Source organism: Nostoc sp. (assembly GCF_036917635.1).
GTDB lineage: Bacteria > Cyanobacteriota > Cyanobacteriia > Cyanobacteriales > Nostocaceae > Nostoc.
The window spans coordinates 174,059-188,645 of record NZ_JBALCW010000094.1 but is presented as its reverse complement, the minus strand read 5'-3'; the positions used below and the strand labels follow the sequence as shown (position 1 = coordinate 188,645).

The following is a 14,587-nucleotide window of genomic DNA, read 5'->3' as shown; positions in this document are numbered from 1 at the left end:
CTTGGTACTTAAGTAAATATCTTTCGTATCTAGTCAATAGACAAGATACTTTCAAAAATTGAATTTTGAATTGCTTATGTCTCGTTCTAAAGCTTTACAATATTACATTGTTTCCCGGTTGCTTCTCGCGCCACTTCAGCTATTAACGATTATCACCATTGTATTTCTTTTACTAAGAGCAACACCAGGAGGTCCAGAAGATGCAATTCTCGGCGGACGTGCGCCAGAAGCTGCTAAAGAAGAATTGCGAAAACAGATGGGTTTAAACCTTCCTCTGTGGCTACAGTATCTCAATTATTTAGGAAGCATACTGCGTTTTGATTTAGGAACCTCTTTAATGACTCGAGGACAAAATGTTTCGGACATAATTGGACAATATTTCCCAGCGACGGTGGAGTTAGCAGTATGTAGTATGGCCGTTGCACTCATCGTTGGAATTGCGGTTGGTACTCTTTCGGCTTCTCGTCCTGGAACATATTTTGATGTTGGTGGGCGCTTGTTTGGTATCATCACTTACGCACTCCCGATGTTTTGGGCGGGAATGCTTTTGCAGTTGATTTTCTCTGTCCAATTGGGTTGGTTTCCCAATTCCAACCGCTTTCCGCCCAATCTTCCGGCTCCCACTACTGTCACTGGATTGTATACAATTGATAGCTTACTCGGTGGAAATATCACCCAGTTTTTCGCATCTTTGCACCATCTTGCCCTACCGAGTCTCACTTTGGGAATTTTGCTGAGTGGGATTTTTGAAAGAATTGTGCGAGTGAATTTAAAGCAAACCTTGCAAGCAGATTATGTAGAAGCCGCTAGAGCTAGAGGGATTGGGGAAAATAAAATTTTAGCCTCCCATGCTTTAAAGAATGCTTTAATTCCAGTAATTACAGTCTTGGGATTAACTTTTGCATCTCTGTTGGGTGGGGCGATTTTGACAGAGGTAACATTTTCTTGGCCAGGGTTAGCTAATCGACTCTATCAAGCGATCGCCGATCGCGATTATACCACAGTTCAGGGAGTGCTAGTATTTTTTGGTGCGATCGTTGTCAGTGCCAGCATTTTGATTGATATTTTAAATGCTTATGTAGATCCGCGAATTCGGTATTAAGGTATTTAATATTTTGTTAATTTTATTAAGAAATACCACTCGCTAAAATACCAAGAATTTTATTCACATCTTTAAGATAATATTCGCTTAAATCAATGGTCAATGTTTGTTCTTCTAGTTTAAGGAATTGCCAAATACTGCCAGTTGTGACTGCTCCGTAAATTGTTTTAATCTCAGTTGCAGATTGCTCATTAAAAATCTGGGCTGCTACCATTTCTGCTGCACACTGACCCAAACCCGCATTAATATTTTCTTTTTTAGCTTCTACAACTGTAATTACTGGTGCTGTCAAAATTAGAATTTCTGGGGATTTAGTAATAATAAAATCACAAGTACCGTTTAATCCTTTGCTATTATCGACAGTGAAATCTACCCCAGAAAATAAACCAATTTGTTCTCGTAATTGCCGGCGTAAATCAACTAAAATTGGAGCAATAATTAACTCAGAACGAGCTTTTTCACTATTACTACCTAAAGCGATCGCCAGGTTATAATTAAGTGTTTCTACTAGTAAATTACTAGCTGTTAATTCAGGAGCTTCGGCGAAAATATCACGTTTTTCTAATATGGTTAAACTAAACTCTTGTTTTGCTTTAGCTAAACTAAACTCGCTGTAGGCCATAGAACTACTACTTTGTTTAGTTTCTGGTTGGAGAATGTACAGTCAATTTTTGCACAAAAGCTTGATTTAGAAGATGACCTAGATAGTCTACTTCACTAATTTAAAATTTGCTGTCGGCGATGCCTACGGCTGGCTACGCCTACGCATTTGCTATTCTAAGAGATTATCTTCTATTTAAACTACGCGGGTCAAGTGCATCTCTTAGCCCATCACCGAGTAAGTTGAATGCTAACACTGTGAGGATAATCAGCACAACAGGCGGCCAGATTAACCAAGGTTGGAGTACCAAAATTGAAGCATTGCTAGCCAGAGAAAGCATATTGCCCCAAGAGGGGTCTGGTTGTTGAATACCCAAGCCAATGAGACTCAATATCGCTTCTGCACCAATAAAGCTGGGAATTGCAAGAGTAGCAGAGATAATTACATAACTAGCCGTTTGCGGCAAAACGTGGCGGAGGATGATATAAATTGGGTTCGCGCCCATTGCGCGTGCTGCTTGGACAAATTCTCGCTCTTTAATTGATAGTACCTGTCCTCGAATCACCCGTGCTAAACCAGCCCAGCTTATAACCGAAGTAATTACCACAATCAGCAAAAAGCGCTGGGTACTGCTTAAACCAGGTGGTAAGACTGCCCCCAAAGTCACCAAAAGATAAATACTAGGGAAAGTCATTAGCACTTCTGCCAAGCGCATGATGACGCTATCAGTCACACCGCCGAAATAGCCGGAAATTCCCCCGATAATCAAACCGAGGGGATAGGTAATGATAATGCCAAAAATTCCGATAAACATACTGATGCGACCGCCATGCAAGAGGCGACTAAATTGGTCGCGGCTTTGGTCATCAGTCCCCAAGATGTTGAAGTTGGCGCCAGTTGTTGTGCCAAATAAATGCCAATTTAAGGGAATACCAGGAAAGATTGTCACCTCATCCCACTTTGGGGGTAATGGCAAACTCATCTGCAACAATCGGTATTCTGGCCCGGAGATAAATAGACGCAGGGGTGAGGGCTTTGTCAAGTCTACAATGAGTTTGCGATCGCCTGTTTCTAAATTTGTGTCTCCCTGAGTCGTCGGGTAAATATACGGCCCGATAAACTGCCCTGACTTAGAAACCCAATGTATCTTAGTTGGTGGAAGCAATGAACCATTGGGCTGTGAAGCATAGGGGTCATAAGGAGCCACGAAATCTGCTGCAATTACTGCTATGTAGAAAATTAACAGCAAAATTGCCCCAAATCGTGCCAAAGGATTTTTCTTCAGTCGTCGCCACCAATCCATAGTAGTTAGGAGTTAAGAGTTATGAGTTATGAGTTATTAAGCTTTTATCTTAATTCATAATTCATGATTAATAATTCTCAACTCCCAATGCAACTTGGGATTTTGGATTGAAGGAAAAATCTAAAATCTAAAATTCAAAATCCAAAATTGAATAACTCCTAATTCCCAACTCCTAACTTCTCTAAATAGCGCAACTTGCCCGCCTTTGACTATGGGCGGGCGAGACGCCCACCCCACAATAAATAGTTGTATATTTTTTTATTTGGAAGTCCCTAACTCCTAATTCCCAACTCCTAACTTCTCTAAATAGCGCTGCTGTTCTTCCTGTTGTTTTTCATGTTCCACAACAAACACGTTTGAGTAGAGATTAGCCAGAATTTGTTTTCCCTGTTGTGTCAGTGATAGATAATGTAGCCCCTCTTGGATATAGGGAAACACGCCATTCCAGTAAAACTTAGCGTAGTTATTCCGTAAATCAGCAGGGGTTTTATAGCCTAAAACTTTATTTACACCAGTTTCTTCAAACTCGTAAAATAAAGAAGTAATTTTCTTCAGGTAACGCGGGTCGCTTAGTTGACCAATCAAATCAGCAGCCCGGACTAATCCGGCAAAACACCTTGTATCATGATGATCTTCTGCCGCAGGCACGGGAAATCGAGTCAATTCAATATTGCTCTTAATTGCCTCAGCATCGATTAACTTGTGACCTCCAAAACGCTCATCAATAAAAAGCTTGGCTCTATCAACATGATACGGTGTCAGACTCGCATCAGAAGCGCCAGGAGCTACAGAAATCATTTTGCCATTTTTACCTGTGGCATATAAACCTGCTGTCTCTCGGTCTTGTCGGCAAACTCCCTTAACGTAGCCAATATCATGAGACACCAAAGAAATGATACAATGCAGCCAGTCTTCACTAGAAACACCGCCTTCCCTAATGTGTTTGCCACGTAAGATTTCTTGCCCCACCAGGGTTACAAGTACTGTGTGTTCAACATTGTGATAAAGGGCGTCGCTATTGGCAATGTTTTCTAAAGCCATATTACCAGCCCAGGCGATAATATCCTGATAATCATTTTTGAAGCAGCCGTAGGTGCGACGGTAACCGTCTCGAATTTCATTTACAAAGGCATCAATTAAAATTTCAGTGGCATTGAACATATCTGGTTACTCTGGTAAATACCAATTATTTATTGATTTGATTTCAAAATTCCATAATCAGGCTCACCCTTGCTGGAATTTCTCCTTAATTCCATTCCTTTCTTTTTCTAGGAGAGAGGCTTAAAAACCTGATTATTTCATTGCTTCCCCCTTGCAGGGAGGCTGGGTAGGAGAGGTTGGTCGAACTCAGATGAATTTAGGACAATAGATTTTGCTCCTTTGTAACTCATGTGTAGCTGTGGACGCTAGCTTGTCTTATGCCTAAATTGCATGATAGAGAATCGTTTTCTAGTGACACAAAGGCTTCCGAGGAATTATCTATGCCGGACAAAAATATTTATTTGCTATAAGTTTATACATAAAAGGCTGGATTTGAAATTAGATCAATCTAGATTAGCTTCACTAGTTTTTCATATCTAACCATTGCTTGGCGGTGATCTAAATACATATTGTGTGTGACCTTGAGTAGGTAGATGAGATAAGCTAATTTTTTGTATGATAATTCACATAATTTTTTTTAGCTTGTTTGGTGAGTAATTACTCTTAGCAAGCTTGTTCTATTAGTGACGTTGGTATCTAAAAGACATTTACTATGAAATGCGTCATAGTTGATATGAAGTAAATAAACTTCAAGTTTTCTTAAGAAAATAGCAAGCTTGAGATGCATAGACCGAAAGTGGAGGTAGGACTGTGAGCGATGAAAGTGTTTCAGAAGTCGAGGTGAATAAACCTGTAACATCTGAAGATGCTAGCTTTTTAAGCAAATCAGATAAAAAACTAAGCCCTGCTTGGTTGAAGCCATTATTCTTAGGGGCTGGTTTAGGAATAGCGATCGCCTTTGGTGGTATGAGTGTATTAAGTCGTGTTCCATCCCGTCAACAAAGCGCGGTAGCGGATAAAAAAGTTAACCCAGCGATGACAGTTACTATCGCCAGAGTCGAAAATGGCCGTGTTGTCCGTACTCTAAAAACGACTGGGACTGTAGCAGCAGGCGATTTAATTCCGGTGTTACCGCAGACAAACGGCTTACAAATCAAAAGCATCCCCGAAGATGTAAAAGAAGGGGCTTTTGTCAAAAAAGACCAAGTGTTAGCGGTGTTGGATGGTTCCATATTGCAAAGCCAAATTAGCCAAGCCAGAGCAGATGTGGAATCAAAACAAGCCGATTTAGCAGCTAGACAGGCAGATTTGGCATCAAATAAAGCCATAGTCCAGCAAAAAAAAGCAGATTTAGCTCAAGCTAAGGCGAAGTTAGAAGAAGCAGCGAAGAATTATCAGCGCTATAAACAACTCGCTGATTCTGGGACGATTAGTAAGCAAGAACTCGATACTCGTTCCTACGCTGTGAAAACTGCCATAGAAGTTGTGAATCTATCCCAAGAAAATGTGCGTAGCGCCCAAGCTAATATCGGCAGCGCCCAAGCTATCATCAACAAAGCCAAAGCCGATATCAAAAACAGTGCTGCTAAGGTGCAAGAACTACAAACTCAGTTGGGACAAACTGTGGTGCGATCGCCGGTTGCTGGAGTAATTGCTGAGAAACTGGCCAGAGTCGGTGATGTGACTGGTGTACCGCCACAAACCCAAGTGGGAACCGTGATTGGTGGCACACAAAAGCTATTTTCGATTATCCGAGATGAAAAACTGGAACTTCAGGCGAAAGTACCCGAAATTCAACTAAATCAAGTGAAAATTGGTGCATCTGTGCAAATTACTTCAGATGTCGATCAGCGCGTGCGATCGCAAGGACGAGTCAGAGAGATCCAGCCACAGGTAAACGATCAAAGGCGAGAGGCTACAGTCAAAATTGATTTACCACCAACAACTTTACTTAAACCAGGGATGTTTGCTAGTGCTGCAATTACTACTAACTCTGGGATGAGGATGGTAGTACCACAAAAAGCAGTGCAATCTCAAGCAGACTCAAGTGTAATTGTATTTACCTTATCGAGTGGAGATATAGTCCGCAGCCAGAAAGTAGAGTTAGGAGATCCCGCTAATGAAGATAAAGTGGAAATCAAAAGTGGTTTACAGTTAGGCGATCGCGTTGTAGTTGATGGTGCAGGATATCTTAAAGATGGCGATAAGGTTCGAGTTGCAAAGTAAAAACGAGATGAGGGGTATGGGGGGATGAGGGACAAATGACAAATGACAAATGACAAACGACAAATCCAAAATCTAAAATTTTCCCATGTCTTTTAATATCTCAGCTTGGTCGATTAAGAAACCTGTTCCTACAATAGTATTATTTTTAATTTTGACGGTTGTGGGTTGGTTCTCCTTCATATCCTTGGGGATTGATACTAACCCAAATATTGATGTGCCAACAGTTACGATAAAAGTCAGCCAACCAGGTGCAGGCCCGGCCGAACTAGAATCCCAAGTGACGAAAAAAATTGAAGATGCCGTCGCCGGGTTGGGCAATATCGATTATATGATTTCCACCGTCAGCGATGGGAGTTCTAACACGACAATCAATTTTGTTTTGGGTACAGATAGCGATCGCGCCACCAATGATGTTCGGAATGCGATCGCTCAAATTCGCCAAGATTTACCCCAAGATATCAACGATCCAATTGTGGAACGTCTGGACTTTTCCGGCGGGCCGGTGATTACTTACGCAGTTAAATCAGATCGACGTTCTGTAGAAGAATTAAGCAATATTGTCGATCAAACTATTAGCCGCGCCTTATTGGGAGTTCGTGGTGTCGCCCAAATTCAGCGTGTGGGTGGAGTTGACCGAGAAATTCGGATTAATCTTAATCCAAATCGCTTACAATCTCTGGGTATCACCGCCACCCAGGTAAATGACCAAATCCGCACTTTGAACATTAACTTACCTGGGGGACGCGCCGAAGTCGGTGGTAGCGAACAAAGTATCCGCACTTTAGGGAGTGCAGCCAGTGTAGATATGTTGAAAACCTACGAAATCCTCTTACCACAAGGTGGTTCCGTACCCTTATCTACCCTGGGAACCGTAGAAGATAAATTTGGCGATGTGCGTCAAGCCGCCCGCTTGAATAATCAACCTGTGGTAGCTTTCCAAGTATTGCGTAGTACCGGCAGTGTTCTGGTGACAGTGGAACAAGGAGTGAAAGCAGCAGTTAAAGAACTGGAAAAAACCCTTCCCGCAGATGTCAAGCTGGATTTAATTTTTACTAGAGCGGATATTGTTCGCCAATCCTACCAAACCACCATTGATGAATTGATTCAAGCTTCGCTGCTGGCAGTGTTCGTTATTTTAGTATTTTTGCGGGACTGGCGAGCAACATTAATTACGGCTGTTGCCTTACCCTTGTCAATAATTCCTACCTTCGCAGTGCAGCAAGCCCTTGGTTACACCCTCAACAACATGACTTTGTTGGCATTAGCGCTGGCGGTGGGCAACTTGGTAGATGATGCCGTCGTAGAAATTGAAAACATGGAACGGCATATTGCTATGGGCAAGTCAGCTTGGGAAGCTGCTTTCGAGTCTTCTGATGAAGTAGGATTAGCCGTAATAGCAAGTTCAGCGACGATTATTGCGGTGTTTATGCCCGTTGCCTTTATGGGTGGAATTCCGGGGCAATTTTTCCAACCATTTGGTGTTACCGTTGCCGTTTCGACAATTTTTTCAACTCTGGTAGCGCGGATGGTTACACCGATGATGGGGGCGTATCTCTTAAAGGATAAGGAAGAGGGGAGCAAAGCCGGGAAAGTAATAAAATTCTTCAATTTCAAATTTACCCTTTTAGGTAGCGGCAACGGAAGTAAAAAATTCATCACTGAAAAGCGGCGGCGTTTTCAACCTTATAGATCACTCCTAGAGTGGGCGTTACGCCATAGATTGACAACAATGGCGATCGCATTAGCTTTTTTTGTTGCGAGTCTGACGCTGCTTCCCTTGATTCCCAAGGGTTTTGTTGATGATGGCGATTTTGGAATTTCTAACGTATCTATAGAATTAGCTCCAGGTTCGACATTAGAAGATGTTAATAAGGTAGTCACACAAGCCACTGACATCATCCGACAAAACCCAGTAGTTGAACGTGTACTAGCAACCGAAGAGATCAATTCTGCAACCCTTGCGATTAATCTCAAACCTAGAGAAGAACGAAATATTTCCCAAAAACAGTTTGAAGAACAAGTACGCCCTTCCTTTGAGCAAATACCAGGAGCTAGAATTAGTTTTCAAAGTCAGTCACCAGGTGACAGTAACAAAGGTTTATCAATTGTCCTTAGAAGTGAAAATCCCGAAGCGTTGACTCAAGGTGCTGATGCCTTAGAAAAACAGATGCGATCGCTAGCCGGATTAGTGGAAGTGTCTTCTACTGCGAGTTTAGTTAAACCAGAGATATTGGTAATTCCTAACCCGCAACGGGCGGCAGATTTGGGGGTGACAGTGGAAGCGATCGCTCGGACTGCTTCTCTTGCTACCATCGGCGACAATGAGGCCAACTTGGCAAAATTTAATTTAAGCGATCGGCAAATCCCCATTCGTGTGCAAATCGATCCGAAAGCGCGGGCTGACATCAACACAATCACAAATCTGCAAGTCCTCAGTCAAAGTGGTAGATTGATTCCCCTCGTCGCAGTTGCAGACATCCGCTTTGGGAGTGGCCCTGCTACAATTAACCGCTACGATCGCGCCCGTCAAGTTGCCGTAGAAGCCAATTTGCAAGGCATTTCTTTGGGACAGGCAGTAGAAACCATCAACAAACTACCTGCGATGCAAAACTTACCCCCAGGGGTAGTACAGCAACCTTCAGGTAGCGCCAAAATTATGCAAGATATTTTCGGGCGCTTTGGCGGTGCATTAGGATTGGCATTAATGTGTATCTATGCAATTCTGGTGCTGTTATATAACAACTTTCTGCATCCATTGTCGATTATGGCAGCCTTGCCCTTTTGTTTAGGCGGCGCATTGGTTGCGTTGATGCTTGCTCAAAAACCCTTGGGACTTTATGCCCTGATTGGTATCATCCTGCTGTTAGGGATTGTCACCAAAAACTCGATTCTGTTAGTTGACTATACAATCATCAACATGCAGGAAGGTAAAACTCAGCGTCAGGCACTTGTAGAATCGGGTGTGTCACGTCTGCGTCCGATTTTAATGACTTCTTTGGCAACGATCGCCGGGACTTTACCTTTAGCATTAGGAATTGGCGCCGGTTCTGAAGTTCGCCAACCAATGGGAATTGCGATTATGGGCGGTTTTACAACTTCTACCCTGTTGACACTGGTGGTAGTGCCAGTCATATTTAGCTACATTGACAACTTCCAAACTTGGATTAAGGATAGATTGCGCTATGGCTTTGGTAAAAAACCATCGCGCCAATAATTATTGTAGAGACGGCGATTTATCGCGTCTCTCACCTTAACCGAACCATATTGAAACCGCTTAAGCTGTAAACATTGCCAGCGCTTAAGGCTTTGTTGCGTTGAGGGACGAAACCCAACATTCGCTATTAAGACTAAAACTGCTAAGTAAGTGGGCGCAAATAATCATCACTGGCTCGTAGTTGCGCTAAAGCGCAAGAGGGCGCAACTACGAGCCAAATATAGAGATTTTACTTTTCGTTACATAGTTTGGTTTTATCTTGCCTATCTACTTAACTTCGCTGTGCAGAAGATTGTTTCTGTTTGGAAACGCTACGCTGAGGGTTTAAAAATGGGGGAATGGGACAGTCTAGCGTCATGGCGATCGCTCTTAATAAATCTGCTTCTGGCTGTGTAACTTTGTTATCCAAAAGTACAGTGTGGGCGCAGGCATCAACAATAGCTTGCTTCAGTTTGGGACTGGCAAGACGGAGGCGATCGATACTTTTCTTAAGCTGAGTGAAATTACAAGTAAGTGGTATTTCTGGTTTTTCTTGCTCTCCAGCTTTGGGAAGCCGAAAAACTCCAGAACGAAAAGCATAGGCGATGTCTTCGATGGATGCATCTGATTGGGAGTATCCGACACGGGCAATGACGGACAATACTAATAGACTATCTGGCCAAATCTCTTCTATGGATGTGAATTCTACCGTTGTCGCCGAGGTGGGATTTATAATAGGTTGGAGGCGATGCCACAGGATTAACTGCAACACAAAATGCCACAGTGATAAACTTCCGGTAGCTACAACTAAACCGTGGACGCATTTGCACAACCTTTGGCATTCTTTGGCAGAATTTTGGCGCAATACGGGTACTGCCAAATCCACAAGTGGCAAGCGAATTTTAGGATCTAACTGGCTAATTTCGCTGCTCAATTCCAGAGTTTTATCTACTAACTCAGCAGGCTGCACGTCGCGTAACCAAGCAATTTGACGTTGTTGGATCTCGATATTTTCAGTATCTAAGGCTAGGGCAAATGCGATTGCCATTGCACTTTCTTGCTCCCGCGCACCCAAACGCAGCGATTCCGGTAACTGCGATAATAGCGCTTGAGCATGGGCAAAATGCTCTGGTGTGACGCTTCCCACTTGGTTTACAATCTGTTCTGGAGTGAGGCCAGAACCACCAGCAAAGCCCATTGTTAGAGATTCCTGGGAGGGGGAACGCCCTTGATTGCGAGATGGCATTGCTGGTAAATTGCTGACGTTTAAACCCCCAACGCGGCGGATACGTTCTGCTAAGGGTGGGTGGGTAGAAAACATATTTTCCCAGAAAGAGGGGTTGAGGGCGTTACCAAAAAACATGTGGCTAGCGGCTTCTGCTCCAGGCGCAATCAAGCGTGAATCCATCTTTTGGAGTTTTTGGAAGACTCCGGTAAGTCCATTGGGGTTACGAGTGAACTGTACAGCCGAAGCATCGGCGAGAAATTCCCGTTGGCGAGAAACTGCGGCTTTAATTAAGCGTCCGCAGAGTAATCCGATACTGCCAATTGCCATCAGTGCTAAACCAAAAGCCCAGATAGGTAAACCCTTGTCTTCCTTTCCTAAACGGAAGCTACCACGAATGCGCCAGAGCAATTCCCCAGTTAAATAAATGAACAAAATCCCGTGCAACAATCCCACCAAACGCAAATTTAGCCGCATATCTCCATTGAGAATATGACTGAATTCGTGGCCGATGACTCCTTGTAGTTCATCCCGATTCAGATGTTCCAGAGTTCCACGGGTAACTCCAATTACAGCATCATTGGGCGAAAATCCAGCAGCAAAGGCATTAATGCTGGTTTCTCTTTCCAGAAGATAAACTTCTGGGACGCAAATACCAGAAGCGATCGCCATTTCCTCGACAATATTTAATAGTTGTCGCCCTTGTTCATCCGCCATATCTGCTATCAGGAGTCTTCCCCCCAACTCCTCGGCAATTACGCTTCCGCCTTCACGGAGATAGGCAATTTTATATAAGCTTCCAACTGCGATCGCAATTATTGTAATCCCAGCCACGTAAATAAATATCCCTGGATGCCACCAAACACGGGGAGCCATGCGAAACAGAAATAAAGTGGCAATATAAATCGCCATAATCATAACTGCGATCGACAGGGAAAATAAGCCGATTAATTGTTGCGTATTTTGGCGTGCGCGATCCTGATGTTCAAAGAAATTCATAGACACTTAAAAAGACACGCGTGGGACATTTCTAATTTCTGGAGTAGCTTCGGGGAGCAATTCTGCAACAGTAAAGTTAAAACTATTGGCTACAAGGTTGCTGGGGAAAGATTCGCTCTTGGTGTTGTAAAGTGTCACCCCGTCATTAAAAGCCTGACGGGCAAAAGCAATCCGGTTTTCAGTGGAAGATAATTCTTCCATAACCTGAGTCATGGTGCGATCGGCTTTCAATTCTGGATAAGATTCTGAAAGTACCATCAACCGACTTAATGCACCCGTCAGCGCTCCTTCAGCATTGCCCAACTGTTGCATTGCTTGCGGATCTCCGGGATTTTGTGCCGCCCCACTGCTAGCATTAATTGCAGAATTCCGAGCCGCAATAACTGCTTCTAGAGTTTCTCGCTCATGTTTCATGTACCCTTTGGCAGTTTCCACCAAGTTAGGAATTAAATCATAACGGCGCTGTAATTGAACATCGATTTGAGAGTAAGCATTTTTGTAACGATTGCGATACTTGACTAAATCGTTATAGCTATTAATGATAATTACAGCAATAATGGCAACTAAAGCAACAAAAAATATTAAAATCCCCATATTGTTAGATGATTTCCATCAGAGACTTACTTTATATCCAGCAAAATTTGTGTGGATATAAAGATGAGTTTACTTGTAGCAAGTTGGTTTCGTCGTCTGTAAAATTAGTTACGCAATTTTACTGGTGTAGGATTTTTTAAATAACCCCAGAGGCGCAGATAACGCAGAGAGAAATAATTTCCAACAATTCCAAATTAGACATCTCCGAAAAACAATGTAGAGACGTAGCACTGCTACGTCTCTACAAGGGTTCTGGGTAACGCATATTTAATTTCGGGAGATGTCTATTGTTTATGAATATCATCTCTTTTTTCTCTGTGTACTCTGCGTCTCTGTGGTTGATTAAAAATTGTAAGTAGGTAGGCGTAATTAAATATAAGATCAAACCTCACCCTCAATCCCTTTCCTTAATATTGTCGGGGTCAGCCGGAGGCAGGGTGAGGTTTTATATTTAATTTGACCCACTTACTTAGCCAGATAAATCACCCATGAATATGAAGAAATAGAGAATAACCACTGACAGCAAAAATAAAAAGGATAGCCGCAGGAAAAATGACTACATCCCTGACAATAAATAAAATCCAATCTTTTCTTAGTTCTTGTTTAAACTTGAGTTCTAGCAGTTTTCGCTCAAGTTCTATATCTTCTTGTGACTGCAATTTTTCATCGGCTTTGTTAACAATTATTTTTGATAAATCTGTTCTGTCTGTCATGCTATTTAGATACCAATAATTTCAGTTTCAAGATTTTGGTTATCATCTGCAATCCAGATATATTTGCCTTTTTGCTTGATCGGAGATGATTTACTAGTGCTAAAGCCCTGGAGAGGCATTGAAATTCTGACTGTTCAAGAATTTTTAGCAGAGAATTAGCGAAATAGCAAGCAGGTTACACGCCTGAGTAGGGTGCTAGGGCTAAAGTTTTCGTCAGATCGCCAAGGAGAAAGCGATCGCAGAGGTTTAAGATTTCTACCTCAGTCTGCATCTGTCGCATCAGCCGCAGGAAATGACCTTCAGCGTCAACATTCGGGGCAATGTAGTTGAGGAACATTTTCAGGTAGCCTACGCGCGATCGCACTGGCATAGTTGCTGAATAAGGGGTTTGCCATAAACGATCAATATAGTTGCGTACCTCTATTAAAGGAACGGGCGCGATCGGCTCAAAGCGCAAAGCTTGCCGAATTTGATTAAAAAGCCAAGGATTCCCGATCGCCCAGCGTCCCACCATCACACCCGCCGCGCCCGTTTCAGAAAGCACTTTAAGAGCAGTTGTCGCACAGTGGATATTGCCATTGGCAAGCACTGGACAATCAACCCGTTTCACCGCAGAGGCGATCAAATCATATTTCACTACCCCGTGGTACATATCTTTCACCGTGCGACCATGCAAACTCAACAAATCAATGCTGTGGCGATTGATTATATCTAAAATTTCGTAAAAGTTATCTGTATTTTCAAAGCCTACGCGCATCTTCACGGTTAAAGGGCGATCGTTGACAGCAGAACGCAGTTCTCCCAAAATCCGATCCACTTTTTCTGGATATAGCAGCAATCCACCCCCAACATTTTTGCGATAGATTCTAGGTGCTGGACAGCCCATGTTCAAGTCAACTCCAGCGATATTATAATTGCAGAGTTCCTTTGCTGTTCTTACTAAGTGTGGAATGCTTTCGCCAATCATTTGAGCAAAAACGGGGCGACCCGTGTCGTTTTCGGTGATTGCTGCCAGAATGTTACGATTGAGCCGTGAGGTATCGTTCACGCGAAAATACTCGGTGAAGAAGTAGTCAGGGCTGCCGTAGTGGGCAATGACCTTCATAAACCAGAGGTTTGTCACATCCTGCATGGGCGCAAGAGCCGTGAGGGGTAGGTTTGGATGCCGCGATTGGGGGAGCGATACCTGGGGCATAGAGATTTTAGCGATCGACAAAGCATCACTCTATCAAAAAAAAGCCATATTTAGTGCTTCTTTGCAAACAGGTTGCTTGGATGATTTGCACCATTATAAATAACTTTAACTCCTCAATTGAGTAAAAATTTTCGTATTATCTTATTATAAACTCCGAGGTGATGGCAGGGTGAGATCATCAGGGCGATCGCACGGTATTTCTGAAATCCTTGCTGGATAAGGATATTGACGAAAAAAATAGGCTAGATTAAAAATCCCCGATTTTTTTGAGAAGTCGAGGGTCTTATTCAACACTTATGCCGGACGACTGAAGTCGCTGCTATACAAATAAAACCTAAACCTGTGAAGGCAGATTTTAAAGCGTAATGGTTGATTTTATTCTTATGTTATGTATT

At 42.8% G+C, this 14,587-nt stretch carries 10 protein-coding genes; 3 read left to right on the top strand and 7 right to left on the bottom strand.

The annotated features are described in order from the left end of the window. The first annotated feature begins 76 nt into the window (after positions 1 to 76). The gene (locus tag V7K32_RS22400) at positions 77 to 1,102 is read left to right on the top strand and encodes an ABC transporter permease (protein WP_334996049.1); all 1,026 of its coding nucleotides are present in this window, start codon (positions 77 to 79) and stop codon (positions 1,100 to 1,102) included. Positions 1,103 to 1,127: 25 nt separating this feature from the next. On the opposite strand, the gene V7K32_RS22395 is transcribed toward V7K32_RS22400, so the two are convergent. The 3 genes from V7K32_RS22395 to V7K32_RS22385 form a co-directional block, all read right to left on the bottom strand. Then, on the bottom strand, positions 1,128 to 1,724 hold the full coding sequence (locus V7K32_RS22395; protein WP_334996047.1) for a hypothetical protein: 597 nt from the start codon (positions 1,722 to 1,724) through the stop codon (positions 1,128 to 1,130). A 163-nt stretch (positions 1,725 to 1,887) separates the two neighbouring features. Beyond that, a complete protein-coding gene (locus V7K32_RS22390) occupies positions 1,888 to 3,006 on the bottom strand; it encodes an ABC transporter permease (protein ID WP_334996045.1) in 1,119 nt (372 codons plus the stop codon). A gap of 279 nt (positions 3,007 to 3,285) precedes the next feature. Continuing rightward, the gene (locus V7K32_RS22385; protein WP_334996043.1) at positions 3,286 to 4,167 is read right to left on the bottom strand and encodes an Npun_R2479 family HD domain-containing metalloprotein; all 882 of its coding nucleotides are present in this window, start codon (positions 4,165 to 4,167) and stop codon (positions 3,286 to 3,288) included. A gap of 690 nt (positions 4,168 to 4,857) precedes the next feature. Between V7K32_RS22385 and V7K32_RS22380 the strand changes: the two genes are divergently transcribed. Further along, positions 4,858 to 6,273: an efflux RND transporter periplasmic adaptor subunit gene (locus V7K32_RS22380; protein WP_334996041.1), complete on the top strand. Its 1,416-nt coding sequence runs from the start codon at positions 4,858 to 4,860 to the stop codon at positions 6,271 to 6,273. 85 nt (positions 6,274 to 6,358) lie between these two features. Continuing rightward, entirely contained in the window at positions 6,359 to 9,487 is a 3,129-nt protein-coding gene (locus V7K32_RS22375; RefSeq protein WP_334996039.1) for an efflux RND transporter permease subunit, read from the top strand. A 271-nt stretch (positions 9,488 to 9,758) separates the two neighbouring features. Here the strand turns inward: V7K32_RS22375 and V7K32_RS22370 are convergent, their stop codons facing one another. The 4 genes from V7K32_RS22370 to V7K32_RS22355 all read right to left on the bottom strand — a co-directional run bounded on the left by V7K32_RS22370 (position 9,759) and on the right by V7K32_RS22355 (position 14,192). Continuing rightward, a complete protein-coding gene (locus V7K32_RS22370; protein ID WP_334996037.1) occupies positions 9,759 to 11,690 on the bottom strand; it encodes a M48 family metallopeptidase in 1,932 nt (643 codons plus the stop codon). A gap of 6 nt (positions 11,691 to 11,696) precedes the next feature. Further along, a complete protein-coding gene (locus V7K32_RS22365; protein ID WP_334996035.1) occupies positions 11,697 to 12,284 on the bottom strand; it encodes a LemA family protein in 588 nt (195 codons plus the stop codon). Positions 12,285 to 12,766: 482 nt separating this feature from the next. Next, positions 12,767 to 12,997, bottom strand: a complete 231-nt coding sequence (locus V7K32_RS22360) for a hypothetical protein (RefSeq protein ID WP_334996033.1) — start codon at positions 12,995 to 12,997, stop codon at positions 12,767 to 12,769. Between the two features lie 175 nt (positions 12,998 to 13,172). Continuing rightward, on the bottom strand, positions 13,173 to 14,192 hold the full coding sequence (locus tag V7K32_RS22355) for a tRNA-dihydrouridine synthase family protein (RefSeq protein WP_334996031.1): 1,020 nt from the start codon (positions 14,190 to 14,192) through the stop codon (positions 13,173 to 13,175). Between the last annotated feature and the right edge of the window lie 395 nt (positions 14,193 to 14,587).

What these genes read in the sequence shown, in the direction of transcription:
- V7K32_RS22400 (WP_334996049.1), top strand. Translation starts at nt 77, where the DNA reads ATGTCTCGTTCTAAAGCTTTACAATATTACATTGTTTCCCGGTTGCTT.
- V7K32_RS22395 (WP_334996047.1), bottom strand. Translation starts at nt 1,724, where the DNA reads ATGGCCTACAGCGAGTTTAGTTTAGCTAAAGCAAAACAAGAGTTTAGT.
- V7K32_RS22390 (WP_334996045.1), bottom strand. Translation starts at nt 3,006, where the DNA reads ATGGATTGGTGGCGACGACTGAAGAAAAATCCTTTGGCACGATTTGGG.
- V7K32_RS22385 (WP_334996043.1), bottom strand. Translation starts at nt 4,167, where the DNA reads ATGTTCAATGCCACTGAAATTTTAATTGATGCCTTTGTAAATGAAATT.
- V7K32_RS22375 (WP_334996039.1), top strand. Translation starts at nt 6,359, where the DNA reads ATGTCTTTTAATATCTCAGCTTGGTCGATTAAGAAACCTGTTCCTACA.
- V7K32_RS22370 (WP_334996037.1), bottom strand. Translation starts at nt 11,690, where the DNA reads ATGAATTTCTTTGAACATCAGGATCGCGCACGCCAAAATACGCAACAA.
- V7K32_RS22365 (WP_334996035.1), bottom strand. Translation starts at nt 12,284, where the DNA reads ATGGGGATTTTAATATTTTTTGTTGCTTTAGTTGCCATTATTGCTGTA.
- V7K32_RS22360 (WP_334996033.1), bottom strand. Translation starts at nt 12,997, where the DNA reads ATGACAGACAGAACAGATTTATCAAAAATAATTGTTAACAAAGCCGAT.
- V7K32_RS22355 (WP_334996031.1), bottom strand. Translation starts at nt 14,192, where the DNA reads ATGCCCCAGGTATCGCTCCCCCAATCGCGGCATCCAAACCTACCCCTC.